The organism is Paenibacillus sp. FSL K6-2859 (assembly GCF_038008265.1).
Classification (GTDB): domain Bacteria; phylum Bacillota; class Bacilli; order Paenibacillales; family Paenibacillaceae; genus Paenibacillus_AQ; species Paenibacillus_AQ nitricinens.
In genome coordinates this window covers 150149-177145 of record NZ_JBBOYU010000001.1, presented here as the reverse complement: position 1 = coordinate 177145, position 26997 = coordinate 150149, and the positions used below count along the sequence as shown (strand labels likewise).

24 protein-coding genes are annotated in these 26997 nt (G+C 46.0%); 1 reads left to right on the top strand and 23 read right to left on the bottom strand.

Annotated features, from left to right (window positions below):
* Positions 1–51: 51 nt before the first annotated feature.
* The 18 genes from MHB64_RS00860 to MHB64_RS00775 form a co-directional block, all read right to left on the bottom strand.
* A complete protein-coding gene (locus tag MHB64_RS00860; protein ID WP_341133493.1) occupies positions 52–1314 on the bottom strand; it encodes a DUF438 domain-containing protein in 1263 nt (420 codons plus the stop codon).
* 40 nt (positions 1315–1354) lie between these two features.
* Complete coding sequence (locus tag MHB64_RS00855) at positions 1355–1582, bottom strand: DUF1858 domain-containing protein (protein ID WP_341133492.1); 228 nt, start codon at positions 1580–1582, stop codon at positions 1355–1357.
* Between the two features lie 202 nt (positions 1583–1784).
* Positions 1785–3275, bottom strand: coding sequence for a UxaA family hydrolase (locus MHB64_RS00850; protein WP_094877732.1), 1491 nt, complete (start codon positions 3273–3275; stop codon positions 1785–1787).
* 34 nt (positions 3276–3309) lie between these two features.
* Entirely contained in the window at positions 3310–4779 is a 1470-nt protein-coding gene (locus MHB64_RS00845) for a tagaturonate reductase (RefSeq protein ID WP_341133491.1), read from the bottom strand.
* A 163-nt stretch (positions 4780–4942) separates the two neighbouring features.
* Positions 4943–5947 (bottom strand): LacI family DNA-binding transcriptional regulator, encoded by a 1005-nt coding sequence (locus tag MHB64_RS00840; RefSeq protein WP_341133490.1) that lies wholly within the window; start codon positions 5945–5947, stop codon positions 4943–4945.
* Positions 5948–6004: 57 nt separating this feature from the next.
* Positions 6005–7432 (bottom strand): glucuronate isomerase, encoded by a 1428-nt coding sequence (gene uxaC / locus MHB64_RS00835; RefSeq protein WP_341133489.1) that lies wholly within the window; start codon positions 7430–7432, stop codon positions 6005–6007.
* Between the two features lie 309 nt (positions 7433–7741).
* Entirely contained in the window at positions 7742–8695 is a 954-nt protein-coding gene (gene trxB, locus MHB64_RS00830; protein ID WP_094873176.1) for a thioredoxin-disulfide reductase, read from the bottom strand.
* Between the two features lie 40 nt (positions 8696–8735).
* Positions 8736–10472: a tetratricopeptide repeat protein gene (locus tag MHB64_RS00825; RefSeq protein ID WP_280787067.1), complete on the bottom strand. Its 1737-nt coding sequence runs from the start codon at positions 10470–10472 to the stop codon at positions 8736–8738.
* 234 nt (positions 10473–10706) lie between these two features.
* The gene (locus tag MHB64_RS00820) at positions 10707–11657 is read right to left on the bottom strand and encodes a ribose-phosphate diphosphokinase (protein WP_094873173.1); all 951 of its coding nucleotides are present in this window, start codon (positions 11655–11657) and stop codon (positions 10707–10709) included.
* 23 nt (positions 11658–11680) lie between these two features.
* Complete coding sequence (gene hisJ / locus MHB64_RS00815; RefSeq protein ID WP_094877720.1) at positions 11681–12508, bottom strand: histidinol-phosphatase HisJ; 828 nt, start codon at positions 12506–12508, stop codon at positions 11681–11683.
* Between the two features lie 14 nt (positions 12509–12522).
* Positions 12523–13236: a bifunctional phosphoribosyl-AMP cyclohydrolase/phosphoribosyl-ATP diphosphatase HisIE gene (gene hisIE / locus MHB64_RS00810; RefSeq protein WP_094877719.1), complete on the bottom strand. Its 714-nt coding sequence runs from the start codon at positions 13234–13236 to the stop codon at positions 12523–12525.
* Positions 13233–13991: an imidazole glycerol phosphate synthase subunit HisF gene (hisF, locus tag MHB64_RS00805; RefSeq protein WP_341133488.1), complete on the bottom strand. Its 759-nt coding sequence runs from the start codon at positions 13989–13991 to the stop codon at positions 13233–13235. Before hisF ends, hisIE begins: the two co-directional genes overlap by 4 nt.
* Positions 13992–14852: 861 nt before the next feature.
* The gene (gene hisA / locus MHB64_RS00800) at positions 14853–15590 is read right to left on the bottom strand and encodes a 1-(5-phosphoribosyl)-5-[(5-phosphoribosylamino)methylideneamino]imidazole-4-carboxamide isomerase (protein ID WP_094873169.1); all 738 of its coding nucleotides are present in this window, start codon (positions 15588–15590) and stop codon (positions 14853–14855) included.
* Between the two features lie 42 nt (positions 15591–15632).
* Entirely contained in the window at positions 15633–16256 is a 624-nt protein-coding gene (hisH, locus tag MHB64_RS00795) for an imidazole glycerol phosphate synthase subunit HisH (RefSeq protein ID WP_341133487.1), read from the bottom strand.
* 1 nt (position 16257) lies between these two features.
* Entirely contained in the window at positions 16258–16866 is a 609-nt protein-coding gene (hisB, locus tag MHB64_RS00790; RefSeq protein WP_094873166.1) for an imidazoleglycerol-phosphate dehydratase HisB, read from the bottom strand.
* Positions 16853–18163 (bottom strand): histidinol dehydrogenase, encoded by a 1311-nt coding sequence (hisD, locus tag MHB64_RS00785; protein WP_341133486.1) that lies wholly within the window; start codon positions 18161–18163, stop codon positions 16853–16855. The genes hisB and hisD overlap by 14 nt, the downstream gene beginning before the upstream one ends.
* A 35-nt stretch (positions 18164–18198) precedes the next feature.
* On the bottom strand, positions 18199–18837 hold the full coding sequence (gene hisG / locus MHB64_RS00780) for an ATP phosphoribosyltransferase (protein ID WP_094873163.1): 639 nt from the start codon (positions 18835–18837) through the stop codon (positions 18199–18201).
* A 70-nt stretch (positions 18838–18907) separates the two neighbouring features.
* Positions 18908–20125 (bottom strand): ATP phosphoribosyltransferase regulatory subunit, encoded by a 1218-nt coding sequence (locus MHB64_RS00775; RefSeq protein ID WP_094873192.1) that lies wholly within the window; start codon positions 20123–20125, stop codon positions 18908–18910.
* A gap of 368 nt (positions 20126–20493) precedes the next feature.
* Between MHB64_RS00775 and gntK the strand changes: the two genes are divergently transcribed.
* A complete protein-coding gene (gene gntK, locus MHB64_RS00770) occupies positions 20494–22029 on the top strand; it encodes a gluconokinase (RefSeq protein WP_341133485.1) in 1536 nt (511 codons plus the stop codon).
* Between the two features lie 77 nt (positions 22030–22106).
* Here gntK and MHB64_RS00765 read toward each other — a convergent pair whose 3' ends face one another.
* The 5 genes from MHB64_RS00765 to lgt all read right to left on the bottom strand — a co-directional run bounded on the left by MHB64_RS00765 (position 22107) and on the right by lgt (position 26994).
* A complete protein-coding gene (locus MHB64_RS00765; protein WP_341133484.1) occupies positions 22107–23261 on the bottom strand; it encodes an acyltransferase in 1155 nt (384 codons plus the stop codon).
* Positions 23262–23304: 43 nt separating this feature from the next.
* Complete coding sequence (locus MHB64_RS00760) at positions 23305–24501, bottom strand: acyltransferase (RefSeq protein WP_341133483.1); 1197 nt, start codon at positions 24499–24501, stop codon at positions 23305–23307.
* A gap of 293 nt (positions 24502–24794) precedes the next feature.
* Positions 24795–25304 carry an acyltransferase gene (locus tag MHB64_RS00755; protein ID WP_179281711.1) on the bottom strand — a complete coding sequence of 170 codons (510 nt, stop codon included), beginning with the start codon at positions 25302–25304 and terminating at the stop codon, positions 24795–24797.
* Positions 25301–25957, bottom strand: coding sequence for a pyrophosphatase PpaX (gene ppaX / locus MHB64_RS00750; protein WP_094873155.1), 657 nt, complete (start codon positions 25955–25957; stop codon positions 25301–25303). The genes MHB64_RS00755 and ppaX overlap by 4 nt, the downstream gene beginning before the upstream one ends.
* 5 nt (positions 25958–25962) lie before the next feature.
* Positions 25963–26994, bottom strand: a complete 1032-nt coding sequence (gene lgt, locus MHB64_RS00745) for a prolipoprotein diacylglyceryl transferase (RefSeq protein WP_341133482.1) — start codon at positions 26992–26994, stop codon at positions 25963–25965.
* Positions 26995–26997: the final 3 nt, after the last annotated feature.

Below are 26997 nucleotides of genomic sequence, written 5' to 3'. Positions count from 1 at the left end.
AGAGAGTCTTCTGACTATATTATTATCTGGAAAATAACCTAAATCACCCATTTATTCTGACAAAATACGCTTTTGCCCCTCCAGTGCACGGATAGGTGCGATATTCTGTGTAAACTCCAGCGTACCCATATACCGACCAGTCTCGTCGCGGACAGCGAAATAACGGATATAGATAAATTTATCCTTGATGTTGATCCAGAAGTCCTCAGCATCCTTACGACCTGCCTTAAAGTCTTCCAGAAGCTTCTCTACCACATGAACACTTTGAGGCGGATGACAGTTCTGTACCGTGCGGCCGATAACCGCCTTAGTTCGGGCAAAGATACGTTCCTTCCCGTGTGAAAAATATCGAACGACATCATCCTCATCAATGAATGTCAGATCTACTGGCAGATGATTGAGTACTGTTTCAAGCTGATGCAATGACAACAGCCCTGTCTCAAAACGGATGAACCCTTCTTGCGGAGCGGCTCCCACTGCTTCACCCTGCAATGCTGCACCTTCCGGCTCTGCGGCACGTTCGGGTATCCACTCCTGCTCCGGCGCCGTCAGGCAGAATCCAATCTCATCGCTCTCCCGAGCGATTTTGACCCATTCGTCTTCCGTCAATTTATCCAGCGACATAGGCAATAAAATATTTTCTTCCTTAAAAATCATTTCATTAACTTCCTTGATGATCTCCTTAAGTTGAACACCAATATCTACTGCATTTCCGCTGTAGCTGCTGAGCGCTGCTTTTGCCTCTTTAATCATACGGCGGATATGATCATCCACCCCCCACATTACCTTGGTTGGTCCATAAATGCCGTATTTTTCAAGGTAAGGGAACAACAGATTTTCTTTTCGACTGTAGTGTTTATCTAGATCCAACAGTAAGCTAAGATCCTCCAGTAGCTTAAAGATCAGCTCCTCGCTGTCATTCTTCTGGAATTTAGTAGCATGCAAATCTAACCGGAAGTTCACAAGTCTTTCAATCTCACGGTTTTCTAGCTTGAAGGTGTGGACTGGGTGGCCGGGTTGTTCTTCAGGCTTCGAGGAGCGGTGAATTTGCTCAATAGAGCCTTTGAAAATGGCTGTATGCACCGAACAAAGCCGCTGTACCTCGGATACCGGAATTCCCTCTTCAGTCATTAACGAATGCTCCATTGCAGAGATTTCCGCAACAGTAACATCACCTACAGCTTCCTCGAAGCGTGCCTTAACCTCTTCAACGCTTTTGCCTGCATGCAGTTCTTTAATAATCTCCTTGAGCAGGGCTTGGCGACGAGTTTGCTCCGGTACATCAACCTCGCGGTTATTTATCAATTCACTCATTATTGATCTCTCCTTAATGAAATTTTGATGATAGATTCCTTTATTTCACAATCCCGAAGCCATGTCGTTCAAATGCTAACTTCACAGTGTCGAGATCTATTTTCTTCAACTTGGTTCCTTTGGATAAGGTCATGAAACGTCCAGCGGTCTGCAGCATGCCCGGCTTGGCGATATCCTTAAAGCCCAGATCCACCATAATCTCGATGACCTCTGGATGCCGTGATACAATGTCGAAGATAGACTCATCCATTCGCAGGACTTTTTCCATGCAACTCTTCTCCTTTTTGTGAGAACTATTCTCAACAACAGATTAGCACAGGCTGAATGGGGCCATTGTGATTGCAATCACTAAATTTAGAAGAAAGCAATGACCGTTCTTTTAAAGATGGATTATGTATAATGTGAAATTAAAAAAACTGCCCCTATGCTAAATAGCATAAGGGACAGTCTAATTCGTAATAAATCATTTATTATAGCGTTACGCCTGTTTTGAAGATGGAAATCTCGCGGAAATTATTTTTCTCATTATTTACCCATTCCCCACTAACCACGCTGATAATGTAGTTAATGAAGTCACGCAGAACCTCATCTGGAGAACCATCTTCAACCAACACACCCGCATTAAAATCGATCCAGTGACGTTTGCCTTCATATAATGGGGTATTGGTGGATACCTTCATCGTAGGCACGAATGTTCCAAAAGGCGTTCCCCGCCCGGTCGTAAAGATCACCAATTGGCAGCCAGCAGCAGCCAGAGCCGACGAAGCCACTAGGTCATTGCCCGGCGCGTTAAGAAGATTTAAGCCTTTGTTAGTGATAAGCTCTCCGTACTTGAGTACATCCATTACCGTAGAATTACCGGATTTTTGAGTGCAGCCCAGAGATTTATCCTCAAGCGTAGTAATTCCTCCGGCTTTATTTCCTGGTGAAGGATTTTCATATACCGGCTGTTTATAGTCCATAAAATACTGCTTAAAGTCATTGATGAGATCAACAATTTTGTGGAAAATAGCTTCATCTGCCGCACGTTCCATCAGAATTTTTTCGGCGCCAAACATTTCTGGTACTTCAGTGAGTACAGTTGTGCCGCCTTGGGCAGCCATATAGTCAGACAGACGTCCAAGAAGCGGATTCGCAGTAATCCCGGACAGGCCATCCGAGCCTCCACACTTCAGACCAATCTTCAGCTCAGAGAGTGAGACTTCTTCCCGATGATCACCCTGTACATTATTGTAGAGTTCCTTCAGCAGCTTTACGCCTTCTTCAATCTCGTTTCCAACCTCTTGGGAGACAAGAAAACGCACTCGATCCTCATCGTAACTACCCAGCATGTCTTTAAAAATATGCAAATTGTTATTCTCACAACCTAGTCCGAGCACAAGTACGGCGCCCGCATTTGGATGCTTAACCGCGTTAGCAAGTATTGTACGAGTATTATCATGGTCATCGCCTAGCTGAGAACAACCATAGTTATGTTTAAGCACGAGTACATTATCAAATGGAGCGATATCCCCAACCTCTGCCTTGAAAATATTAATGATCTGCTCCGCCACTCCATTTACACAACCAACCGTAGGGACGATCCATAGCTCATTACGAATACCTACTGATCCGTCAAAACGACGATACCCCTTAAAGGTCAAATTTTCTGTTTTAAAAGGATTGGGTGTCAGCTTCTGCTCAAAAGTATATTCCTCAACCCCTGTTAGGTTTGTCTTCGTATTATGGGTATGCACCCACTGGCCCGGCACGATAGGCGCTTTAGCATGACCGATGGGATAGCCATACTTCAATACATACTCACCTTCGCTAATGCTGGTTAGTGCAATTTTATGACCTCTAGCAATATCTTCCGTAATTTTAATCTCTTTTGAACCTATCACAATGGTGTCGCCTGCTTGATAGTCTTTAAGTGCAACTGCCACGTTATCAGCCTCGTTAATCTGCAGTACCTCTTTCATAGTCTTAATCATGTCGTCATCCACCTCCTGTGTATTAGTTGTGCGCAGGTCTCTTCACGTACGCTTGCAGCGCTTGCTTCATACCTGTTCTCTCAATCGCAATGAGCCCTTCTGTCACCTTATCCGTAAGTCCGGCCACTTCGTTCAGGTCACAGCCCCAGCGATTTGTCGCCGCTAATACCTCGACAGCCAGTGCGCGTAACCCAGTATCTGTGCCATCCCATCCTCCCCATAAGGAAGCGAACCATTCCACAATATCTGCATCATCCGCCAACTGAATCTCTTCTTCCCCTCTGCGTCCTTTATAGAAGGCAATTAATGCACTTAATGAGAAGACAAGCTTCTCAGGCAATTGTCCTTTGGACTCTACATATTGCAGCAACGAAGGTAGATCTCTTGTCTTAAATTTCGAAATAGAATTCAGAGAGATGCTCATCAAGTAATGCTGCACATACGGGTTCAGGAACCTTTCTAATACCGCGTCTGCAAAAGAATTCAATTCCTCTACCGGCAGATCCAGCGTCGGGATGATCTCATCATAGATCAAGGACTTCACGTACGCCCCAACCTCTTCGTGCTCAATCGCCTCAGCCACCGTATCAATTCCGTACAAATACGCTACGGGTGTCATCGCGGTATGCGCTCCGTTTAGAATTCTCACTTTACGAGTCCGGTAAGGGGTCATATCATCTACCACGAGCACATTAAGACCTGCTAGTTCAGCCGGGAACTCCTCTTTCATCCACTGCGGCCCTTCAATTACCCAAAGATGGAACTGCTCGCCGACAACAACCATCTTATCCTCATACCCCAGTTCTTCAGTAATCTCAGCGATGCTGTCTCTTGGATATCCGGGAACAATGCGGTCTACCAGACTGCAGCAGAAGGTATTGGCTTCATTCAGCCATTCAATAAAGCCGTCTCCAAGATTCCACAGTTCAGCATATTTCAAAATAACCTTCTTAAGCTCATCCCCATTTCGGTCAATCAGCTCACACGGAATGATAATAAAACCTTTGGAAGCATCCCCATTAAAAAATTCGAAACGTTTATACAATAAGGCCGTCAGTTTGCCTGGAAAACTGCTTTGCGGAGCATCCGTTAATTTGTCGTCCCCTTCAAAAGCAATTCCCGCCTCCGTGGTATTAGACACGATAAAGCGCAGCTCTGGATTCTCGGCAAGCTTCATATACTCCTCATGCTGGGCAAAAGGATTAAGCGTTCGTGTAATACAATTGATAACCTCATGTTCTTTTACCGCTGCCCCATCTTTGAGCCCTTGGAGATAAAGCGTATACAACCCATCCTGAGCATTTAGCATTTCTGCAAGTCCGTTGCCCAGCGGTTGTACCACAACTACTCCGCCATTAAAATCCGTTTTTTGATTCATGGTATGAATCTGCCAATCTACAAAAGCGCGCATGAAATTCCCTTCACCAAATTGCAGAACCTTCTCGGGATATTGCTTATAAGCTTTCCAGCTATCACTATTTAATCTGTTCATACAAATGCCTCCTAATTTATAATGCACACGATAAACAAAGTTAAATTACCATATAAAACAATATTTATATTATGTTATGTTAAATAATATGCACACGTGAAAATTTTAATTGAAAACCCCTCACAAATTGTAAAGGATTACGTCGCTGGTATGTGCATCATTACTATCTTTGCAGGTTCTTAACCGATTCTCTCGCAATAAACTCCGTGTCGATCGAGATTAGCCCTTCATTCTCCAATGGCTCTTTGATTAAGCTTAGTAGCTTACGGGCACCTTGCTCGCTGATTTTCTCAATCGGACGCTTAACTGTGGTCAACGAAGGATTGGCAAAGAGCGAAAAGCCAATATCATCAAAACCAACAATAGAGACATCATACGGCACCTGCAGCCCATGTTCAAACACAGATTTCATAGCTCCGATCGCCATATCGTCATTAGAGCAAAATACTGCCGTCGGCGCTTTTTCCAGATCCAGCAGCTGGCCCATCGCCTCATATCCACTTTGCAAATCATACTTACCACTGATCATGTAGTCATTACGCACAGGAATGTTATAATCTATCAATGCTTTTATAAAACCATCTCTGCGCTCCTGTGTGGATTTAAAGCCTTCGACGCCTTCAATAATCGCAATGTCTTGATGGCCGGATTCTATCAGGTATTTACCTGCATGATAAGCGCCTTCCCGGTCATTCGAGATGATGTTAATAATGGAGCGATCATCGATCTGTCGATTCAACACAACGATTGGAATGCCTTGCTGGATCACATGGTAAATAAATTTATTGTCTGCTTCACTTTGGCTCATTAGAATAATTCCGTCAAAACGTTTGTGATGAATGGAGGAGTACTCTGCATAATCGTCGATCCCACGTATGAACAAATTATATTCAACATCTATAACGCTGTTCACACCACGGATCGTGTCAGAGAAGAAACCGGATGTTGTGCCCTTGGCAATACTCGTGAAGAACAAGCCAATGGTATATGATCGCTGCATTACAAGGCTTTTAGCATTGTAATTGGGGACGTAACCCACTTGCGCGGCAATCTCAGCAATTTTTTTACGTGTGACCTCTTTAATGAGTGGACTGTTGTTAAGTGCTCTTGATACAGTTGTATGTGAAACATTCGCCAATTTGGCGATATCCTTGATTGTAGGTGCCATGGGTCAACCTTCCTTATCAAACGGGTTTGGCTCTTCCATGTAAGGATATCATAACGATTACCTTGTCACCAATGCCTGTTTCGAGAAATTGAAATATTGATCCGCATTATTGTAACAGATGTTCTCAATCATACCGCCCAGCAGTTCCATATCATCCGGGACTTCTCCAGCCTCTACCCAAGAACCTACAAGATCACATAGAATTCTTCTAAAGTACTCATGTCTGGTATACGATAAAAAGCTTCTGGAGTCTGTTAACATTCCGACAAATTGGCTGAGTACCCCTAGATTAGCGAGCGTCTTCATCTGTTCCAGCATGCCATCCTTATTGTCATTGAACCACCATGCCGTTCCGAATTGAATTTTCCCAGGTATACCTCCCCCTTGGAAGCAGCCCATTAAACCCGCAATGACATGATTATCATTCGGATTCAATGAATACAAAATCGTCTTAGGCAGTGCGTTCTCACGATCCAGCGCATCAAGCAGTCCTGCCAGTGGTTTAGCAAACATGCCATCATTGATCGCATCATAGCCTGTATCCGGACCGAGACGCCCGAACATTACGCTGTTATTATTACGAAGCGCATGGATATGGAATTGCATCGCCCAATCCAGTTCGCTATATAATTTCCCGAGGAATATAAGTGTGAACCCTTTGTACTTTTTCTCTTCACTCTCGCTTACAGTGCCTTCACGAATTGCTTTGGCGAATATTTCTGTAGCTTCCTCCAAGGTAGCTGGCTCAAACATTACTGCATCCAAAGCATGATCGGATACACGGCCCGCTCTAGCATGGAAGTATCTCACCCTGCTCTCCAGCGCTTCAAGAAACTGTCCATAATGCTCAACCGCTATTCCCGAAACTTCACTAAGCTGATCCACCCAAGCCTTGAAGGTAGGACGGTTGATTTCGAGTGATTTATCTGGTCTGAATCCCGGAACTATGCTAGCTTCGAATCCACTTAGAGTACTGATTTTCTCGTGATATTCTAGATCATCTACAGGGTCATCGGTGGTGCATACAACGGTCACCTTCGATTTAATGATCAAGTCTCTTGCTCCAAAGCCCTCGCCTTGCAGTTGCTTGTTCACTTCGTCCCAAATCTTCGGAGCATTAACCTCATTTAGCAAATCATATACTCCAAAGAAACGCTGTAACTCCAGATGTGTCCAATGATAGAGCGGATTACCGATTATCCTTGGAACAGTTCTTGCCCAGGCCAGAAATTTATCGTAGTCACTACCATCACCGGTAATGTACTTCTCTTCTACACCATTTGCCCGCATCACTCTCCATTTGTAATGGTCACCATACAGCCAAGCCTCGGTAATATTGTTAAACGTCTTGTTCTCATAAATCTCTTTCGGACTGAGATGGCAGTGATAGTCGATAATCGGCATGTCTTTCGCATAGTTATGAAACAGCTGAATCGCAGTCTCACTGGACAATAAGAAGTTCTCATCCATAAATTTTCTGCTCATGAGGTTTGCTGCTCTCCTTTATAATCATAATGGGAGTTACAATCAGTTTAACGTAAACATTTTGATGTTTGAACTATTCATTAAATATTAATTAAATCTAAAATAAATGTTTTGCCTAGCGTTGTGTTGAAAATTGTTCACGTTAACATTTATCTACATTGTAAACTTATTTATAAAATGCGCAAGTCTTTTTCGAAGGACATTGTTACAGTTATTTTAATACCGCTATTTCCTATCATAAAAAAACAGGCAATCCTGTAAGATAAGGATCGCCTGCTAGAAGTCATTCCAATTTAAGTTAGCGGGAAATTAACTACCCAGATTTTCGCTCCAATCATGCACCATCGAACCCTCTAAGTATTTCTCAGCATCCATTGCTGCCATGCAGCCAGTGCCTGCTGCAGAAATCGCTTGACGGTAACGGGTATCCTGCACGTCACCACAAGCGAATACACCCGGAATGTTCGTTTCTGTCGTTCCAGGGGTGACCACAATGTAGCCATTGGTATCCGTAGTAATCTGGCCGCCTAAGAACCCGGTATTCGGCGTATGTCCGATCGCGACAAACACCCCATCCGCTTCGATGAGTTCTTCCTGCCCTGTCTCATTGTTGCGAACCGTCAGCCCTTTAACGCCAGACTCGCCGGTTGTTACTTCAAGCGGTGTACGGTTAAGTGCCCACGCAACCTTACTGTTATCGCGTGCGCGATCCTGCATGATCTTCGAAGCTCTGAGCTCATCACGACGATGAACCAGAGTTACGCTGGAAGCAAATCTTGTTAAGAAGCTGGCTTCCTCCATCGCGGAGTCTCCTCCACCGACCACGATAATCTTTTTGTTCCGGAAAAAGAAGCCGTCACAAGTAGCACAAGTGCTGACCCCACGGCCCACATTCTCCTGCTCCCCTGGTATTCCTAAATATCTGGCAGAAGCACCGGTAGAAATAATTACCGACTCTGCCTCTAATACACCCAAACCATCTACTGTCACTTTGAATGGACGCTGTGAAAAATCCACTGAATCCACCCAACCATTCTTAAATTCAGCACCAAAACGTTCAGCCTGCTTCCGCATGTTGTCCATTAAATCCGGACCGAGAATCCCTTCAGGAAAACCTGGAAAGTTCTCTACTTCCGTTGTCGTTGTCAGTTGTCCACCTGGCTGCAAGCCTTCAATTACAAGTGGGTTAAGGTTGGCACGTGCCAGATAAATAGCAGCAGTAAGCCCGGCCGGGCCTGTTCCGATTACAATCGTTTTGTACATAACAGTGGCCTCCTCACAATAGGGTTTAAGCGTCAAGAATTTAGATATTTTCAGTAAACGGGGGAAGACTGTCGCTCACACTTCCCTGAAAGCTACATTCATCATCGATACGCCGAGCATAACGACTGACCATCGACACAGAAACGTCGTAACGCAGAGCTACTTCACGATAGGTAACTGGAAGGTTATGCATTTTTGCGATCAGATATTCTAAGGCTGCACTCCAGCCCCCCGCGTGACGGATAAAAGGAACATCTGGATAGATGCTGCTCACGAATTGCTTCCAGAGTAATTCAGCGTCTTTTTTCTGAACGGCATCAAATCTCCGGTCCATCATACTTACCGTCTGGTCGATGACTTTTTGCCAATCATCTCTCCATTCTGGCAATCCCTTCAGACGCGCAGTAGAAGTTTCTTTAGCTTCCTGAAGCACATTTTCCTCCGGAACACTACCAATCAGTCGTTGCAGGCTGAGAAGCGCAGCTTCTTGCAGCTTTTCTTCCTGCAATGGCTGTTGCTTCAGAAGTCCTTGCAGAATCTCGGACATTTCTTCATCTTCGATCCAGCGCAGAGCTTCCGTCACCTGAAGCTTCGTATTGGCATCTCCGTAGCGAAGCGCCCAGAAGAAGGAGGAACGAAGCAGCGGATTGTTCCGCACCTCTTCGGCAAAGCTGCCTTTATTATCTTTCCACAGCTTCAGCTGCTCTTGAAATGGAAGCTGATAGTTGTAGCTGATTGGAGATAACGCTTTGCCTTCTCCCTGTGCTTGCTGCAGCTGGGCCAGAAAAAATCTCGGCACAGCCGATTCAGGGTCCAGCTTAGTAGCTTTTTGCCAGCAGCGTTGAGCTTCCGTGTACAGTCCACTATTACTTGCTGCTGCCGCACAGTAATGATACAAGCTGGCGTCACCGCCGACTTCCTCATCCTTCAGCAGGCGACGAAAATGACCATAGGCGGTTCTATGCCGTCCAAGAATTCCCATCGTAGTGGCCATTTTGAACAAATGCTCCTGGTGAAAAGGAATAGTCGTCTCTAGCTGACGTAATAATCCTGCCAGTTGCCCGCGGTCACCTTCATACTGCAGAAAGATCGCCAAGTTACAAAGTGCGTGCAAATTGCCAGAGTCCTGTTCAAGCACCCGCATAATACATTCTTTGGCTTTGGTAAAACGACCCATATAGAAATACGCAAGGGCTAGGTTGTTATGCGCCGCCAAGAAGTCTGGCGTATTGCTCACAATCTCTTCAAGCAAAGTAACGGCTTGTGTAAACTTGCCTTCCTCCAACAGCGCCCGGGCCCGCTCATGCTCTATTACCCCTTCCCGGCTTCTAATCCGGATAAGCGGTGCAGGACGATCCAGTTCATATTGCAGAAGTTCCATCAACTCTTCCGATTCGGCCAGAAACTCACCGTTCACATCTTCTTCGAGATAAGTAACGAGTGAGCGTTCTGCCTCCTCATAGCTTTCCATATTGGCAAAGTTGTTAGCCATATAGAAATAACATTCCGTCATTCCAGGATCAATATTCTCCAGCACATGGGTCAAAATATCGTTTGACGCCTCATAATTACCCATTTCTGATAATACACCTGCTACGTTGCAATGATTTACCGGGTTCTCCGGTTCGTACTCTACAGCTTTGCGAAAATTCTTTAATGCCTTATCATATTGAAAGCGATCCAAGGACCGAACGGCTCTTTCAAAGAAAAAATTGGCATTCAGAGTGACGGGAATAACATTACCATTCTCCTCATACTCTGAAGTTCTCTCCATCATGGAAGCAAGGCACCCCCTTATAAGAAGCTTCCTTTTATACTAACGAAAAAATAGGAGGACGGCGCCCAATGGGGTATACCGGAGCTCCAAACTTAATCGCTATTCCGTTCCCTATATGGGTGCGGCTATCTTCACACAGTATACCACATGTGACCGTGAGATTCTCAAGTTGAGAAAGACTCTACCACTCCACATACAACAACTTTTTCAAATAAAAATAAAAAAGACGGGGAATTAAATTCCCGCGTCTCTGAAAAGCTTATCGATCGAACCGCCCTCAAGAATAATACGTGTAGCTTGAGCAAGCATCGGTGCAACCGATAAGACCTTAAACCGACTTGAATGATCATCTGGCAGCGCGATAGAGTCGGTAATGACCACTTCCTCAATTGAGGGATGGTCAAGCCGCTGCAGCGCAGGCCCTGAGAACAATCCATGCGTTGCACAGACGATACTGTCCTTCGCACCTCTCTCTTTCAGACCCTCTACCACATTCACAATGGTAGTCCCTGTATCAATCAGGTCCTCGATAATAATCGGTGTACGTCCCTCGACATCACCAATGACATGAGTGATTACCGATTCATTATGGGCTGGACGCTTCTTGATCATAATGGCAAAAGGTGAATCCAGCTTATTCGCCAGCTTCTCAGCCATAGAGGCACGTCCGGCATCTGGAGAGACAATGACCAAATCAGACATAGCCTTGGCCTTCAAATGGCTGCTGATCAAATCGAGAGCAGTCAGATGATCGACCGGAATGTTGAAAAATCCTTGAATTGCCGCTGCATGCAAATCGATAGTGATTACACGGGTTGCGCCGGCGGTCGTAAGTACATCAGCTACCATCTTAGCCGAAATCGGTTCACGAGGTGCAGACTTACGTTCCTGTCGAGCATATCCATAATACGGCACAATAATGTTAACTGTACGTGCCGATGCCCGTTTAGCAGCATCTATCATCACGAGCAGCTCCACGAACATCTCATTAATGGGATGGGATAGGGATTGCACCAAAAATACGTCGCAGTTCCGGATGCTCTCTTCGTAATGCACGTAAATCTCGCCGCTCATGAAACGGGTCAGCTTAATCTGCCCCAATTCAACACCAAGTCGCTCTGCAATATCTGCCGCCAGCTTTGGATTCGACGAACCGGAAAAAATACGTAATTGTTGATGATGCATAATACCCTCCTGCGGATTATAAATTATAGTTTGAACGGAACAGCGGTACGACGACGACCCTCAAATACAGCCAGTTCACGAAATCCTGTGTGCCAAAGCAGGCTACGAGCCTCTTGTAAGCCGTCACCAAGCTTAGCAGGGTCATGTGCATCCGAGCCGAGCGTAAGAGGTATACCGAGCTTAAAAGCCTCCTGTAGCAGATGTTCCGCTGGGAACATTTCAGCACACGGCTTGGAAAGCCCTGAAGCATTTAGCTCCATGGCGACTCCGCTATCTGCTATAACCTTTAAGGTTTCCAGTTCCAATGCTCTCACTTCTGCTTTACCTTCTGGTGTCTGTGGACCATAGCCGAACCGTTTAATAACATCCATATGTCCTATAATATCATATAATCCCGATAACGCCGACTTCTTTACAGCATCATAATAAAGACGATATACCTCTAGTTCATCCTTACCTTCCCAGCCATGAACCTGTCGATAATCCGTAATATCCCATTCCCCAAGAAAATGCACAGAGCCAATCAGATAATCCCATGGGTAAGGAGATAAAATCTCACGAATTTGATCTTCGTAGCCTTCAATATAATCCGCTTCCAGCCCCACCCGCAGATCTATGGCTCCACGATAACGTTCCTTCAGACTCAGACATTCCTCTACATAACGAGGCAGTTCAGCCATTGGCATCGCCATCTCAGGGTAATAGCTAGCAGGATCGACATGAATGAGCGGCAAGTGGTCCGATAACCCTAGTTGCTCAAGTCCAAGCGCAATCCCGCGCTGCACATACTCCTCAAGCTTGCCCACGGCATGACCGCAGCGCTCATGATGCGTGTGGTAATCGATATGCATCCTTCAGTCCCCCCCTAGTACTGATCCCGGCGTGGGCGCTCGTGGCGGGTACTGAGCTCTTCCATGATCTCATCCAGCGGAAGCTTACGCTCCTGTAGCAGAACTAGTAAGTGGTAGATCAGATCACTAACCTCAAGACGCAGCTCGGCATTGTCTTTATTTTTAGCGGCAATAATCGTTTCAGAGGCTTCTTCGCCTACCTTCTTAAGGATCTTATCGACCCCTTTATCGAACAAATAAGTGGTATATGCGCCTTCCGGGCGTTCTACTTCCCGCTCAGCAATCACGCGCTCTAGCTCGCCAAGAACGGTAAACCGCTCGCCATCCGTAAGACTTGCAGCCGATTTTTGCGCTTCCTTGGTTTGGTTATCCAAAGGGATTTCACGGAAAAAGCACGAAGTAGCTCCAGTATGGCAAGCTGGTCCTTCAGGAACAACCTTCACGAGCAATGTATCACTATCGCAATCATAGGCTATGGAGGTAATCGCTTGTGTGTTGCCGGAGGTTCCACCTTTGTGCCAAAGCTCGCTGCGTGAGCGGCTCCAGAACCAGGTCTGACCACTTTCCAGCGAGAGCTGCAACGATTCCGAATTCATATAAGCAACCATCAAAACTTCAAGTGTGTTGGCATCCTGTACAACCGTAGGCACCAATCCCGCTTCATTCCAGCGAATGCCGGCCAGCGCTTCTTGTTGGCTAATGGATGTATTCTTTTCTGTTTGATTCATCGGATCTCTACCCCTTTTTGCTTCAAATCAGCCTTTAAGTCGTTAATGGCAATCTCTTTATAGTGAAAAATGGTCGCCGCCAGTCCAGCATCGGCTTTCCCTTCCGTAAATACATCGTAAAAATGCTCCTTCTTCCCAGCACCGCCAGAAGCAATCACAGGAATACTAAGTAAGTCGCTTACTGCTGAGGTCAGCTTCAGGTCGAAGCCATCTTTCGTGCCATCTGCATCCATACTTGTGAGTAAAATCTCACCTGCTCCGAGCTTTTCAGCTTCCTTGACCCAGGTCAGAGCACGGATGCCAGTGGGCTTGCGACCACCATGTGTATACACTTCCCATTCACCAAATGCCTCGTTATATTTAGCATCTATGGCTACCACAATACATTGAGAGCCAAAACGGCGTGCACCTTCCAGAATTAACTGTGGATTTGTGATAGCAGCCGTATTAATGCCAATTTTGTCTGCACCTGCACGAAGAATCCGCTTCATATCATCAGGTGTAGAGATCCCGCCGCCCACTGTAAAAGGAATGGCGATTTCACCTGCGGTCTGACGCACAACCTCAATCATGGTCGCTCGGCCTTCTACGGAAGCTGATATATCGAGAAACACAAGCTCATCTGCACCCTCACGGTCATACAACGCCGCGAGCTCAACCGGATCTCCGGCATCACGCAGATTCACAAAGTTAACGCCCTTGACTACCCGTCCGTCCTTAACGTCAAGACAGGGGATGATACGTTTTGCTAACATAATAAATCCCTCCTTTATTGCAAAGGTTTTTCGGTCCCCCTAAACACAAACTTAAGCCCATAACACCTTCGCGTTCTACGTTCTTGCCTCTGTGAGTATGCGGACTTACACAGCCTGCATGCTCAAGCTAGACATACACTCATAATCCCTGTGTCTCCACGATTCATGCTCCTGGCAGGACGACGGACTCGCGACACCCGCAAGACCAAATTCATTAGGCCACCTGTGGGCTCGCGCTCATGAAATAATCGGCTCATTTAGTTGCATCATGTACAGTTATTTCACCGTCCATCCAGCAAACCATGCGTTTAACTGCATTTCGTACAATTAAATCTGGAAATGAGCTTAGAAATAAGATCAACTCTCATTTATAGCTGCACGAAATACAATTAAATTAGCAAACATGCTCTTAATTGGAACAATAGTTGTATGAAGTACTCTTATATCATCCAGCTAAGGCGTAATGCCCATCCCGCCGCCTAATTAGCTTATTACAACAGATTCCACATCAGACTTTAGCTGAAACCACCTTATTCGCTCAATAGCTTAGGGTTTATCAACCTAGTTCGACGTTCTATTGCACTCTGTACAATAGAGTAAACCTCAAACAATCAAATTGTGCCGTCTATTGTATTTCGTGCATTAGATTTCCCAGAAATCCACGAAAACGAAGGTTTATCACTATTTCAACTGTATAAAGTGCAATCAAATAAACTTTCAAGCCCTTTAAGAAGGGTTCTATTGCACAAAATACAACCAAACCTTCTAATAAGATTTTTAGCACAGTAAGAACGAATTAATTAGTCAGTTATTAGTCAGTTATTTGTCAGGTTCGTCAACTAACGCAGCTCATACGCAACACTACTTCTGTGCGAGTGCCTGCAAAGCTTTGGAGAGATCAATATTGCCCGTATACAACGCCTTGCCAACAATAGCTCCGCCCACACCGCTGCCGTTATGCATGCTCAGACGTAACAGATCATCAAGACTGGTGACTCCGCCGGAGGCGATCACCGTTTTACCACTGACCTTCGCCATGGACACAATGCCCTCCACGTTCGGCCCCTGCATCATTCCGTCGCGAGAGATATCGGTGTAAATGAACGTCTCTGCTCCTTTTGCAGCCAATTCCTTAGCCAGATCCTCAGCACGTACCTCAGAGGTATTCAACCAGCCATGTGTGGCAACATAACCGTTGCGTGCATCAATGCCGATAGCTACTTTATCACCGTATTTAGCCAATACCGCTTCGGTAAAAACATGATCATTAATCGCAGCAGTGCCGATAATAACGCGGCTAACACCAAGTCCGAGCAATTTTTCCACGTCCGCAAGAGTACGAAGGCCACCGCCCACCTGAACAGGCACGTTAGCATTAGCAGCAATAGCGCCGATCATCGCATCATTCACAGGATGACCTGCTTTTGCCCCGTCTAAATCCACCAAATGAATGAATTTTCCGCCTTGCTCTTCCCAAGATTTGGCCACCTTCAGTGGACTATCATTGTATATCGTTTCCTGACTGTAATCCCCTTGTTGCAGCCTGACACATTTTCCATCCCGGATATCAATCGCCGGATATACAATAAAAGAAGACATTTGGCGCTCCCCACTTTCGTTACATTATATTTATAGCGCGGCTTACGTCCGCTCTCCCTTTAATTTCAAGAAATTACCCAGCAGCTTCATTCCCAGCTCTCCGCTTTTTTCCGGATGAAACTGCATGCCGAATACATTATCCTGGCCCACGATAGCAGTAACTGGGTAACCATAATCGGTGACTGCCAACAGATCACTCTTATTCGCTACAAGTGCGTGATAGGAGTGGACGAAATACACATGCCCCTCATCGAGACCTGCAAACAGCGGACTTTGAGGTTGTGTGAAGCTCAGCTTATTCCAACCCATATGTGGCACTTTATAGCCAACTCTAGGAGCAAATCGCACCACCAAGCCTGAGAGAATATCAAGACCCTCATGGCTGCCATGCTCTTCACTGCTGCTAAACAGCAGCTGCATGCCGAGACAAATGCCAAGCAGCGGCTGTGTTCCGGCAGCTACCTGTTTAACCACAAGATCCAAGCCACTTTCCCGCAGCTGCTCCATCGCATCGCCAAATGCACCGACACCCGGCAGAATGACACTATCAGCAGCGAGAATTTGCTCGGCTTCCCCCGTCACTACACACTCATAACCGAGGCGTTCTACCGCCTTGCTCACACTGTGCAGGTTGCCCATGCCATAATCGACGATTGCAACAGTCATGCTACAGCACTCCCTTCGTAGAAGGCACACCCTTTACACGTGGATCAATTAGTGTCGCTTCATCGAGTGCCCGTCCGAGCGCCTTGAATACAGCCTCAATCATGTGATGTGTGTTAGAACCGTAGTGTACAATCACATGCAGCGTTATCCGAGCTTCCAGCGCGAACTTCCATAAGAATTCCTGAACAAGCTCCGTCGAAAAGCTGCCCACCTGCTGTGAAGGATACGTTGCGCGATATTCAAAGTGTGGGCGATTGCTGATATCGATCACAACCTGCGCCAACGCCTCATCCATCGGTACAAAAACACTCGCATAACGTTTGATTCCTTTTTTATCACCTAGTGCTTCGTACAGTGCTTGACCTAGGCAGATCCCAATGTCTTCAACCGTGTGGTGATCATCAATTTCGATATCTCCTCGCGCCTGTACTGACAGGTCAAACTGACCGTGCTTTGTGAACAGATCTAGCATATGATTCAAAAAAGGAACATCCGTCTCCAGCTCAGAAACTCCACTTCCATCTACGTTAAGAGACAGCTTAATATCCGTCTCGTTTGTTTTGCGGCTTAGTCCTGCTTGGCGCAAGGCTTGTTCATTATTGTTCTCCATATCCGTCTCCACCTTTCCCTTCGTTCTTGAGTCGAATCTCAATGGCCCGTGCGTGGCCTTCTAACCCTTCGCGACGTGCCAGCTCTATAATGGACTTTCCATCACGCAGGAGGGCTTCCTTGCTGTAATAGATCAGACTTGATTTCTTTATAAAATCATCCACATCCACTGGCGACGAGAACCGTGCCGTACCATTGGTTGGGATAATATGATTCGGTCCGGCAAAATAGTCACCCACAGGCTCTGAGCTATAAGCTCCTAGGAAAATGGCTCCAGCATTCTCAATGCTGCCCACAAGACCCATAGGGTCCTCGACAACAATCTCTAAATGCTCTGGTGCCAATCGATTCACTACGGAGATTCCTTCCTCCATAGATCCCACAACAATGATCGCACCGTAATTTTCTACGGATGAACGGGCGATCGCCTGTCGCGGCAGCTCCTGTAGCTGACGCTCCACTTCAGCAGCCACACTATCCGCCAAGCTCTGCGATGGCGTGACTAGAATCGCCGAGGCCATCTCGTCATGCTCGGCCTGCGAGAGCAGATCCGCTGCGACATAGGCCGGCTCAGCGGTCTCATCTGCGAGCACGACAATTTCGCTTGGTCCCGCGATACTGTCGATGTCCACGGCACCATATACCTCGCGTTTCGCTAGCGCAACGTATATATTGCCGGGCCCACATATCTTATCTACCGGCGCTATGCTCTCCGTCCCAAAAGCCAAAGCAGCTACCGCCTGCGCTCCGCCCACACGGTAGATCTCATTCACACCTGCTTCTGCGGCAGCAACCAGGATGTATGGATCAATCCCTTCTTTGCCGCCGGTGGATGGCGGGGTTACCATAACGATCTCTGGCACGCCTGCGATCTGCGCAGGGATCACGTTCATCAGCACGGAGGAAGGATAAGCTGCCTTACCGCCAGGAACATAAACCCCTACCCGCTTCAGCGGACGAATAATCTGTCCCAGAATCGTGCCATCGGGCTGAAGATCCATCCACGAATTCCGTTTCTGTCTAGCATGAAAGGCCCGGATATTGGCTGCGGCTGCTTGAATAGCGGATACGAAAGATTCTTCTACTCGGCCATATGCTGCCTGAAGCTCTTCTGGAGTTACCCGCAGCTGATTCGACGTAAGCGTGACCCGATCAAATTGCTCCGTGTAGCGAAGAAGTGCCGTGTCTCCTTCTTTTTTAATCGCGGTCACAATTTCCTTTACCGCCTGATTTTGCTCTGGCGTTCCATACTCGACTTCTCGCTCTAGCTTAAAGTCCTTGCTCGATACAACCTTCATCGCTGGTTCCTCCCTTTGCCCCTAAATCTTGTCACCTACCGCAAACTTGGTTCCCCTATAACCGCCTGCAGTCGATCACACAGCTGCTGTATCTCTTCATTTTTCATCCGATAGCTCACACGATTGGCCACAAGGCGGCTCGTAATTTCGAATATGCTCTTCATTTCAATTAATCCGTTATCCCGCAGCGTTTGGCCCGTCTCTACCATATCCACGATACGATCGGCGAGACCAATCAGCGGCGCAAGCTCAATGGAACCATTCAGCTTCACGACCTCAACCTGCTGTCCCTGCTCCCGGAAATATTTTGAAGCCACATTCGGATACTTCGTAGCTACACGTTGCTGAATCCCCGGCTGCCAGTTTGGCAATCCAATGATCGACATCCGGCATCGAGCGATGCCAAGATCAAGCAGCTCATATACATCACGATCTTCCTCAAGCAATACGTCCTTACCCACGATTCCAATGTCGGCTACACCATATTCTACATATGTAGGTACATCTACTGGTTTCGCTAATATAAACTCCATGCCTGCCTCAGGCAGCGGAATAACAAGCTTGCGGGATGCCTCACCATCCGGTGGAATCGGGAGACCTGCCTGGCGGAACAGCTCAGCAGCCTTTTCGTAAATCCGGCCTTTTGGCATAGCGACCTTCAAAATCTGTGCCATTGTTAAGTTTCCTCCTTTTCCATTTACCTACAAAATTTATCTTAACCGCTCATTCTCGTTTATCGATATCTCAGCCATGTTCACTTACAAAAGATACAAAGGTATAGATTTCACCGTACCGCACACCATCTGCTTCGATCGTATCCGTATCTAGACGCTTCACCGTTTCAAGCTCTTCTGGACCTGCTGCCAGTCTAGTTACTACTGCGTGCCCTTCCGACCGCAAGCGTGTTGCCTCTTCCAGACCTTCTTTTCGACGAGTGGCATCATATTGGATTAAGATAGGCAGCTCTTCCTCTTCGCTCGATCCAGTCACACCATCGAGAATACGATTTGTTTTTAAAGAAAAACCTGTGGAAGGGATCGGACGCCCAAACTGCTGAAGGAGATTATCATATCTGCCTCCACTACATACCGGAAACCCTAATTCCGCTGCATAGCCTTCAAAAGTCATCCCTGTATAATAGGAAAAGTCTCCGATCATCGTCAGATCGATCAGCACATGCTGTGATACGCCGTAAGAGACCAGCACCTCCCATACCTTGCATAAATGATCTATCGAATGACGGGCAAGCGGATGATCGCTAAGCTCCAGCGCCTGTCCACAAATCTCCTTGCCTCCACGCAGACGTAACAGTCCATCCAGTTCATTCTTCTGAGCTTCTGTCAGATCCAGCCGGCGTAAGGTCTCCCGAAAAGAGACGTAGTCACGGCCCAATAAATGACTCTTCAGCTCCTCCTGAGCCTCCGGCAATTCCGGAAGCACCTCTTGAAATAAACCATTCAGAAAGCCTACATGCCCCATAGCGATTTTAAAAGATTTCACACCCGCAGCCTGTAGCGATGAAATCGCGAGCGCCACTACTTCAGCATCGGCCTCAGGTGAATCATCACCTACCAGCTCGACTCCTGTCTGGAAGAACTCCGCTTCCCGCCCTGCTTCTTCCTCAATGGCACGGAAAACATTAGCGTGATAGGATAACCGCAACGGTAATGGCTCATCCTTCAAAAGAGATGCAACCACACGGGCGACCGGAGCCGTCATTTCTGACCGAAGCACCAAAGCCTGACCACGGTTATTAAGCAATTTATAGAGCTTCTGGTCGGACGTGGAGCTAGCCACGCCAACTGTATCGTAATATTCTAGCGTCGGAGTCATCATTTGCTGATAACCCCAGCGACTCATGCAATGCAGGACATCATTCTCAATTTTGCGCAATTTCGTTACAGCCCGGGGCAGATAGTCCCGAACGCCAGACGGCTTCTCAAATCCCTTTGGTTTGGACATCTTCATTGTTCACCTCGTCAGTTATCATTAAATAATATCTATATTTACTTTACTATGGTAAAGTGGTAGCAAATTAAAGTGTTTTTAACATCGTATCATGTTCACCACTTTTTCGTCAATCCAACGGGATAAAGCTACAACTTCATTTCAAATGCTTGTATGATTAAGCTTGTCCATCTAGGTTGAATTTCTCGCAAGGAGAATCTGAATCTGAATTAATACTTATGTACTTCGAACGAATACTTGGGAATCCCTTTATTTTGCCTCCACGTTTATCCAATACTATAATGAGCTAATATGATTGTACTTCATAATTCTGTAATTAGTGTTCTAAAAATCTACTTACAACTAGAAAGAAGGGCTAATGCATGACTAAATCCTATATGATTGGCGTTGATATTGGAACTACAAGTACCAAAGCAGTTCTGTTCGAGGAAAAAGGAGCCATAGCTGCACAAGCTAATGTAGGATATCCTTTACATCAGCCCTCACCCTCAATAGCAGAGCAAGACCCAGAGCAAATCCTGAGCGCAGTCTTCCATACTATTTCTGAAGTTATGCGGCAAAGCGGTGTACCTGCGGATAAGATTCTATTTGTCTCCTTCAGTTCCGCCATGCACAGTGTCATTGCCGTCGATAAACTGGGTAAAGCCCTAACTGCCTGCATCACATGGGCTGATAATCGCAGTGCCGAATGCGCAATTCGTTTGAAGGATGAGCTAAACGGCCATGAATTATATCTGCGCACAGGCACACCTATACACCCAATGTCTCCGATCACCAAGCTAATGTGGCTTCGCGAAGAGCAGCCTGACGTGTTCAAGCAAACTTATAAGTTTATTTCCATAAAAGAATACATATTCGCAAGATTGTTTGGCGAATACGTCATCGATCATTCCATTGCCTCTTCCACAGGCATGCTCAATCTGGAGAATCTGGAGTGGGATAAAGAAGCTTTGGAGATTGCTCATATTACAACGGATCAACTCTCGCGGCTTGTTCCCACCACACAAATCATGCAAGGGCTGCTCCCTGGTCTAGCTGAGGAACTTCTGCTGCTCCCTACAACCCCATTTGTTATTGGCGCCAGTGACGGCGTCCTGTCCAATCTCGGCGTAGGTGCCATTGAACCTGGTGTAGTAGCCGCTACGATTGGAACCAGCGGAGCCATTCGTACCGTAGTAGATCACCCGCTTACGGACCCCAAAGGACGGACCTTCTGTTATAACCTTACCCCAAATCATTGGGTAGTCGGAGGACCGGTCAATAATGGCGGTATGCTGTTCCGGTGGGTACGAGACGAATTCGCCGCTTCTGAAGTCGAAACTGCCAAACGTCTTGGCATTGACCCCTATGAGGTACTGACCCGCATTGCGGAGCAAGTTCCTCCAGGCAGCGGCGGACTATTATTTCATCCCTACTTAACTGGTGAACGGGCGCCATTGTGGAATCCGGATGCCCGCGGCTCCTTTTTTGGCCTTACAATGAATCACCATAAAGAACATATGATTCGGTCAGTACTTGAGGGCGTAATCTTCAATATGTACATGGTTCTTCTTGCTATGGAAGAGCAAATCGGGCGCCCAAGCAGAATCCTAGCCACAGGCGGCTTCGCCCGCTCTTCGGTGTGGCGGCAGATGATGGCTGATATCTTTGATCAGGAGGTTGTCATTCCGGAGAGCATTGAAAGCTCCTGCCTTGGAGCCGTCGTGCTTGGCCTTTACGCTACGGGTCGCGTAGATTCCTTTGATGTGGTGTTTGACATGATTGGTTCAACCTATAAACATGATCCAATGGAGGAACATACCAAAATATACAAACAGCTACTACCCATTTATATTTCTGTCTACCGTAGTCTCGAAAGCCAGTATCAAGCCATTGCAGAATTTCAGCGGCAAGCATAAGAATCAAAAAAGCGTCGATCAAGCCACCCTATGGTGGAAGACCGACGCTTTTTTATTGCCATTTGCGCATAAGGAAGTTACACGCCTTTGGATATGGTTTTCGCTTTCTGCGGACCTGATCCGAAGATAATCCAAGCGGGTTTAATATATCGGAAGGCCAAAGCTACAACGAGCCATGAGCCTAATAGCGCAAAGAGCCAGCCGCCAGCAATCGCTGCGGTATATGCAAGAGAACCTCCGTGGAACGGTATTTTTCTATAGAAAAATAGCAGTAACGGATGCAGCAAATAGATTCCGAAAGAGCAGGCTCCGGCAGATAACAACAGTCTTGTGAGCAAGCTTCGGCCCGCTCCGTACAATAAGAAGGAGACTTGTAGCAACACCACACAAGAGAGTAGCGTATGAAGGTTAGAGAATCCCTCATACCATAAACTATTGATGACTGTTTTCTTCGTATAGTTGTTAAACCATAGCTCAACATGAACAACCCCTGCTACGATCCACAACAACCACAATGTAATCCATACCGGACCTTTACCAGCGCGCCAACCTTCACGTGAAGGTACCAGCCATTTTTTCAAAGAAGGATAGTATACTGCAATCCCAGCACCCAGCAAGAAATACGAGAAATAAGTGATTGCCAGACTGCCCTTGGACAACTGCCAATACCCGTTATTAGTCATGTATTTATTCAGCAGCACAAAACCCCATTGTAGAACCAATCCGATTAGCGGTGCCCAAGCCGCCAGGCGACGAACCTTTTGCAGACACCACAAAATGAGCGGAAATAATACGTAAAACTGTATAATGATAATAATATAATACAAATGCGTGTATGCCGTTCCTGTCCATAAATACTTCCAAAGCTTAGAAGCCATCTCCCCTGGAGGTAAGCTCCATGTATGCCCCGCTGTCATTTTTAATGCGAAATACAGCAGCGAGAATAGTACATAAGGCACAATAATATAAAGCAGCCTTCTACTGTAGAATTTCCCCAGCGTCTTTCCGCCCAGTGGACGATCAATATAGTTATAGAACAGCACGAACCCGCTCAAAAATATGAATGAAGGTACAGCGAACTGGCTGAATTTATTAATAAATAAGAACGGATGAAACATGTTGGTACCTAGTGTCTCCGCCAACGTTCTCGAGGTAGCATGAATCGCTAGCACTGCAAAAATAGCAATCGCCCGAAAAATATCCAGCTGCGGAATTCTTTCTTTTTGTCTCATTATCTTTCCTCCTGTTAAGCTCTGCATCGAAATGATGCCTTATTCAAGTATTAACCTTCCTCATCTCCTCCGAGGCATGTCCTGACGTTACCTTGGATTTAGACTCTAGAGACCGAGGAACACTTCCCAAGAAGATCCATGACTGAGGAATTCGGCGAAAAGCAAACTGCACCATGAACCAGCTTCCTCCCAGTGCAACTACAAGTCCTCCATAGATGAAGAAAACATAAGTTAGCGACTCTAGGGGAATATGGTATCGGAACCTGCGATAGATCGCCAGCAATAACGGATGAATCAAATAAATTGCAAATGACAGCTCACCTAAACGAGTCAAGGAAGCAACGATTACATGAGGAGCCTTACGATAAAGCAAAAATGTAGCGTACAACAGAACCAATGCTGATAACATCGTATGGACATTCCATAATAGCTCGTACCACAGCGAATCTGTCCACACCCCAAAATGGCGGGCTACATACCATAGCTGCACATGGATAAAGGCTGCAATCAACCATGAGGATACCAGCAAGGTAGTCCATCCCTTCTGAGCGGCAGATTGTTCCCTCCATGGCTTCATCAGCCATATCTTTACCTTATCAAAGTGAATCGCGATAAAAGCACCCATCATATAATAAGCCAGGTAGGAGATCGCCAAGCTCCCTTTTTCAACAATATGCAGCTCGTACTTATTCCAAAAAATAAAACCCCACTGAAGCGCCAAACCCACCGGTATCGCCCATTTAATTAAGAAGCGGGAACTCTGCATTAGCTTAAGCAGCACTGGAAAAAGTAAATAAAATTGAATGCTAATAAAGACAAAATACAAATGCGCATATGCGGAACCCGAGAATAATGCTCTAGAAAAGCTTAACAAGTTGTCTCCAAAGTTCTGCATCAATCGTCCGTTAACATATAGACTTAGTGCATAATAGCCCATAGAAGCTAGCAAATAAGGCAGCAAGATGTACTTTAATCGCCGACGGTAGAAATTAATGATCAAGCTGCGTGTCACAGGACGACCATAATAATTATAAAACAATACGAAGCTGCTTAGGAAAATAAATGAGGGCGTGCCGAATTTAAAGAAAATGTTAATCCAGTTCAGCCAGTAATAATAAGGAGAATGCAGTGCCTGCTCTCCAGCAGCAAAAGATGACGCATGCACATGCAGTACTCCTAATATAGCTAGGGCTCTGAAAATATCCAGCTGGGGCAGCCTTTCCTGTCTCACAGTATTCATATTAAATTCCTCTTCTCTACTATGATGGTTGTTCATAGAGACGCTAAGCGGAATGTGGAAACTGAACATACCAGGAAGTCTGCACTTGCTGAATTTACATTCTGATATTTGAAGCTGAATGCCTAGCGTGGGATTTACGTGATTACTAAGGCTAATTATACCGTCTACATCCGAATAAAAAACTTAAGAAGATCTTAAAGTTTTCTTAATAAGCTTCTCCAAGACGCAAGAAACCCTGCAGATCCTGCGCTAAAAAAACGCAATATGAAACTGCAGGGTTTACGAAGCATCTTTTATACTTGTTCCGAAGAATCTTCCGATGAAGCTGGGCGTAGCTCTCGCAGTGGATTGCCTCCTACAAAAGAGCCAGCCGCCACGTTCTTGTGTACTACTGATCCAGCGGCAACAACTGCCCAATCACCAATGGTTACACCGGGAAGAATCGTTGTATTCGCGCCAATCAATACATTTTCACCAATCACAACTTCACCCAGGCGATATTCCTTGATTAAATACTCATGCGCCAGAATCGTCGTGTTATAACCGATAATAGAGTTTTCACCCACCGTTATTTTTTCCGGAAAAAATACATCCACCATCGCCATCAGACCGAAGGAGGTATGCTTGCCTACCTTCATCCCGAGAATCCGACGATAGATCCAGTTCTTTAACGGTAGAATCGGGCAATAACGGGCAATCTGAATAAAAATAAAGTTGCGGACACCCTTCCACGGGCTGACCGTACGGTAAATGTACCAAAGTGAGTTATGACCTTCTACAGGATATCGGGTTACGTTTCTCACGATTCACTCGTTCCTCGCTCCACTATTTCTATAATATCCTTCATGTTATGGATAATATAGTCGGGATCATACTTGCGGAGAGTCTCTTCGCCTTTCAATGACCACGATACTCCAGCCGCATATACACCGGCAGCTTTTGCTGACTGAATATCAACCGTACTGTCACCCACCATAAGAGTTTTACGAGGATCAACGCCAAGGTTATTGACTGCTGTCAGAACAGGCTCAGGATGTGGCTTTGGTTCAGTAACATCGTTCACTGTCACAATCGTATCCATGTACTTTAGCAAATCAAACATCTCAAGCGATTTAATCGTTGTTGGACGAATTTTTGTGGTCACAATCCCCATTTTAATTCCACGACGTAAGAGCTCTTCCATTGTCTCATTCACTTGAGGAAAGGGACGTACTAACGCATCGTGATGTTCATAATTATAAGAACGGTAGGATTTCTCAAGCGCACCACTTACATCCTCAAGTCCAGAGAAGACTCTCATCTGTTGCTGAAGGGTTGTGCCCATATGCGGAATAATCTCTTCCCTAGTGAGTGGAGCTAGACCATTGTCCTTCAGCGCGTACATAAACGAACTAATAATTAGCTCATTTGTATCGACAATCGTTCCATCTAGATCAAAAAGAACGCATTCTATCATAAGCTTTACTGCTCCTTCTTATCTCCATCCGCAGGCTGTCCTTGCTCAGGTTGAGCCTCGTGACGAGCTTTCTGCGGTGTATTTACTGCGCTTTCAGGCACTATAGTATCTGCTTTGATCGGTTTAGTACATACAATAGGATCAGAATAATGTGCTTTTGACTCTCCGGTGACCCTACGAATAATGATAAGCAGTACAGCTGCGACGATGATCAGTAGCGCAAGCAGCTGAGAAATGCGGATATTTCCATAGCTTGGGTCCAAGTATCCTTGCTCAAAACCTAGCCATTCCATCGGTTTCCACAATCCATTCATAAAGGATGCCAAGCCTGCGCTTCCATTAAACGCCAAGCTGTCTGTACGTATAGCTTCAATGAAGAAACGACCGATAGAATACCATATAAAGTAAGACATGAAAATCTCACCGGCACGCACAAACTTCTGGCGACGAAGGACCATGAGTAGCGCGATACCCAGTAAGCTCCAAAGAGATTCATACAAGAAGGTCGGATGATGAAAAGCATCCCCTATGTACATTTGATTCACAATGAAGTCAGGTAAATGTAGTTTATCCCGCAAGAATGACTCTTCAACCACGCTGCCGTATGCCTCTTGGTTGACAAAGTTCCCCCAGCGTCCAATCATTTGACCCGCAAGTAGTCCAGGAGCACAAATATCAACGATACGCCAGAAGGGGTACCCTTTATAGCGGAAATAAATAATCCCACAAATAATGGCTCCAATTAAAGCACCGTAGATAGCGATGCCACCGTTCCAGATCTTAAAGACATCTATTAAATTATCCTTATAATCCTCCCATTTAAACGCTACAAAGTAAATCCGTGCTCCAATAATGGCCGAGGGCACACCTAGCAGCAGCATATCCATAAAGAATTCTTGTGGTATACCAAACCGTTTGCCCTCGCGGATCGCAAGAAATAACCCCGCGAGTGCACCGAAACCCAGTATTAATCCGTACCAGTGTACTTGCAGTGATCCAATTGAGAAGACAATAGGATTTAGTGCTAATGGGAACATTCT

What these genes read in the sequence shown, in the direction of transcription:
- MHB64_RS00860 (WP_341133493.1), bottom strand. Translation starts at nt 1,314, where the DNA reads ATGAGTGAATTGATAAATAACCGCGAGGTTGATGTACCGGAGCAAACT.
- MHB64_RS00855 (WP_341133492.1), bottom strand. Translation starts at nt 1,582, where the DNA reads ATGGAAAAAGTCCTGCGAATGGATGAGTCTATCTTCGACATTGTATCA.
- MHB64_RS00850 (WP_094877732.1), bottom strand. Translation starts at nt 3,275, where the DNA reads ATGAAAGAGGTACTGCAGATTAACGAGGCTGATAACGTGGCAGTTGCA.
- MHB64_RS00845 (WP_341133491.1), bottom strand. Translation starts at nt 4,779, where the DNA reads ATGAACAGATTAAATAGTGATAGCTGGAAAGCTTATAAGCAATATCCC.
- MHB64_RS00840 (WP_341133490.1), bottom strand. Translation starts at nt 5,947, where the DNA reads ATGGCACCTACAATCAAGGATATCGCCAAATTGGCGAATGTTTCACAT.
- uxaC (WP_341133489.1), bottom strand. Translation starts at nt 7,432, where the DNA reads ATGAGCAGAAAATTTATGGATGAGAACTTCTTATTGTCCAGTGAGACT.
- trxB (WP_094873176.1), bottom strand. Translation starts at nt 8,695, where the DNA reads ATGTACAAAACGATTGTAATCGGAACAGGCCCGGCCGGGCTTACTGCT.
- MHB64_RS00825 (WP_280787067.1), bottom strand. Translation starts at nt 10,472, where the DNA reads ATGATGGAGAGAACTTCAGAGTATGAGGAGAATGGTAATGTTATTCCC.
- MHB64_RS00820 (WP_094873173.1), bottom strand. Translation starts at nt 11,657, where the DNA reads ATGCATCATCAACAATTACGTATTTTTTCCGGTTCGTCGAATCCAAAG.
- hisJ (WP_094877720.1), bottom strand. Translation starts at nt 12,508, where the DNA reads ATGCATATCGATTACCACACGCATCATGAGCGCTGCGGTCATGCCGTG.
- hisIE (WP_094877719.1), bottom strand. Translation starts at nt 13,236, where the DNA reads ATGAATCAAACAGAAAAGAATACATCCATTAGCCAACAAGAAGCGCTG.
- hisF (WP_341133488.1), bottom strand. Translation starts at nt 13,991, where the DNA reads ATGTTAGCAAAACGTATCATCCCCTGTCTTGACGTTAAGGACGGACGG.
- hisA (WP_094873169.1), bottom strand. Translation starts at nt 15,590, where the DNA reads ATGTCTTCTTTTATTGTATATCCGGCGATTGATATCCGGGATGGAAAA.
- hisH (WP_341133487.1), bottom strand. Translation starts at nt 16,256, where the DNA reads ATGACTGTTGCAATCGTCGATTATGGCATGGGCAACCTGCACAGTGTG.
- hisB (WP_094873166.1), bottom strand. Translation starts at nt 16,866, where the DNA reads ATGGAGAACAATAATGAACAAGCCTTGCGCCAAGCAGGACTAAGCCGC.
- hisD (WP_341133486.1), bottom strand. Translation starts at nt 18,163, where the DNA reads ATGAAGGTTGTATCGAGCAAGGACTTTAAGCTAGAGCGAGAAGTCGAG.
- hisG (WP_094873163.1), bottom strand. Translation starts at nt 18,837, where the DNA reads ATGGCACAGATTTTGAAGGTCGCTATGCCAAAAGGCCGGATTTACGAA.
- MHB64_RS00775 (WP_094873192.1), bottom strand. Translation starts at nt 20,125, where the DNA reads ATGTCCAAACCAAAGGGATTTGAGAAGCCGTCTGGCGTTCGGGACTAT.
- gntK (WP_341133485.1), top strand. Translation starts at nt 20,494, where the DNA reads ATGACTAAATCCTATATGATTGGCGTTGATATTGGAACTACAAGTACC.
- MHB64_RS00765 (WP_341133484.1), bottom strand. Translation starts at nt 23,261, where the DNA reads ATGAGACAAAAAGAAAGAATTCCGCAGCTGGATATTTTTCGGGCGATT.
- MHB64_RS00760 (WP_341133483.1), bottom strand. Translation starts at nt 24,501, where the DNA reads ATGAATACTGTGAGACAGGAAAGGCTGCCCCAGCTGGATATTTTCAGA.
- ppaX (WP_094873155.1), bottom strand. Translation starts at nt 25,957, where the DNA reads ATGATAGAATGCGTTCTTTTTGATCTAGATGGAACGATTGTCGATACA.
- lgt (WP_341133482.1), bottom strand. Translation starts at nt 26,994, where the DNA reads ATGTTCCCATTAGCACTAAATCCTATTGTCTTCTCAATTGGATCACTG.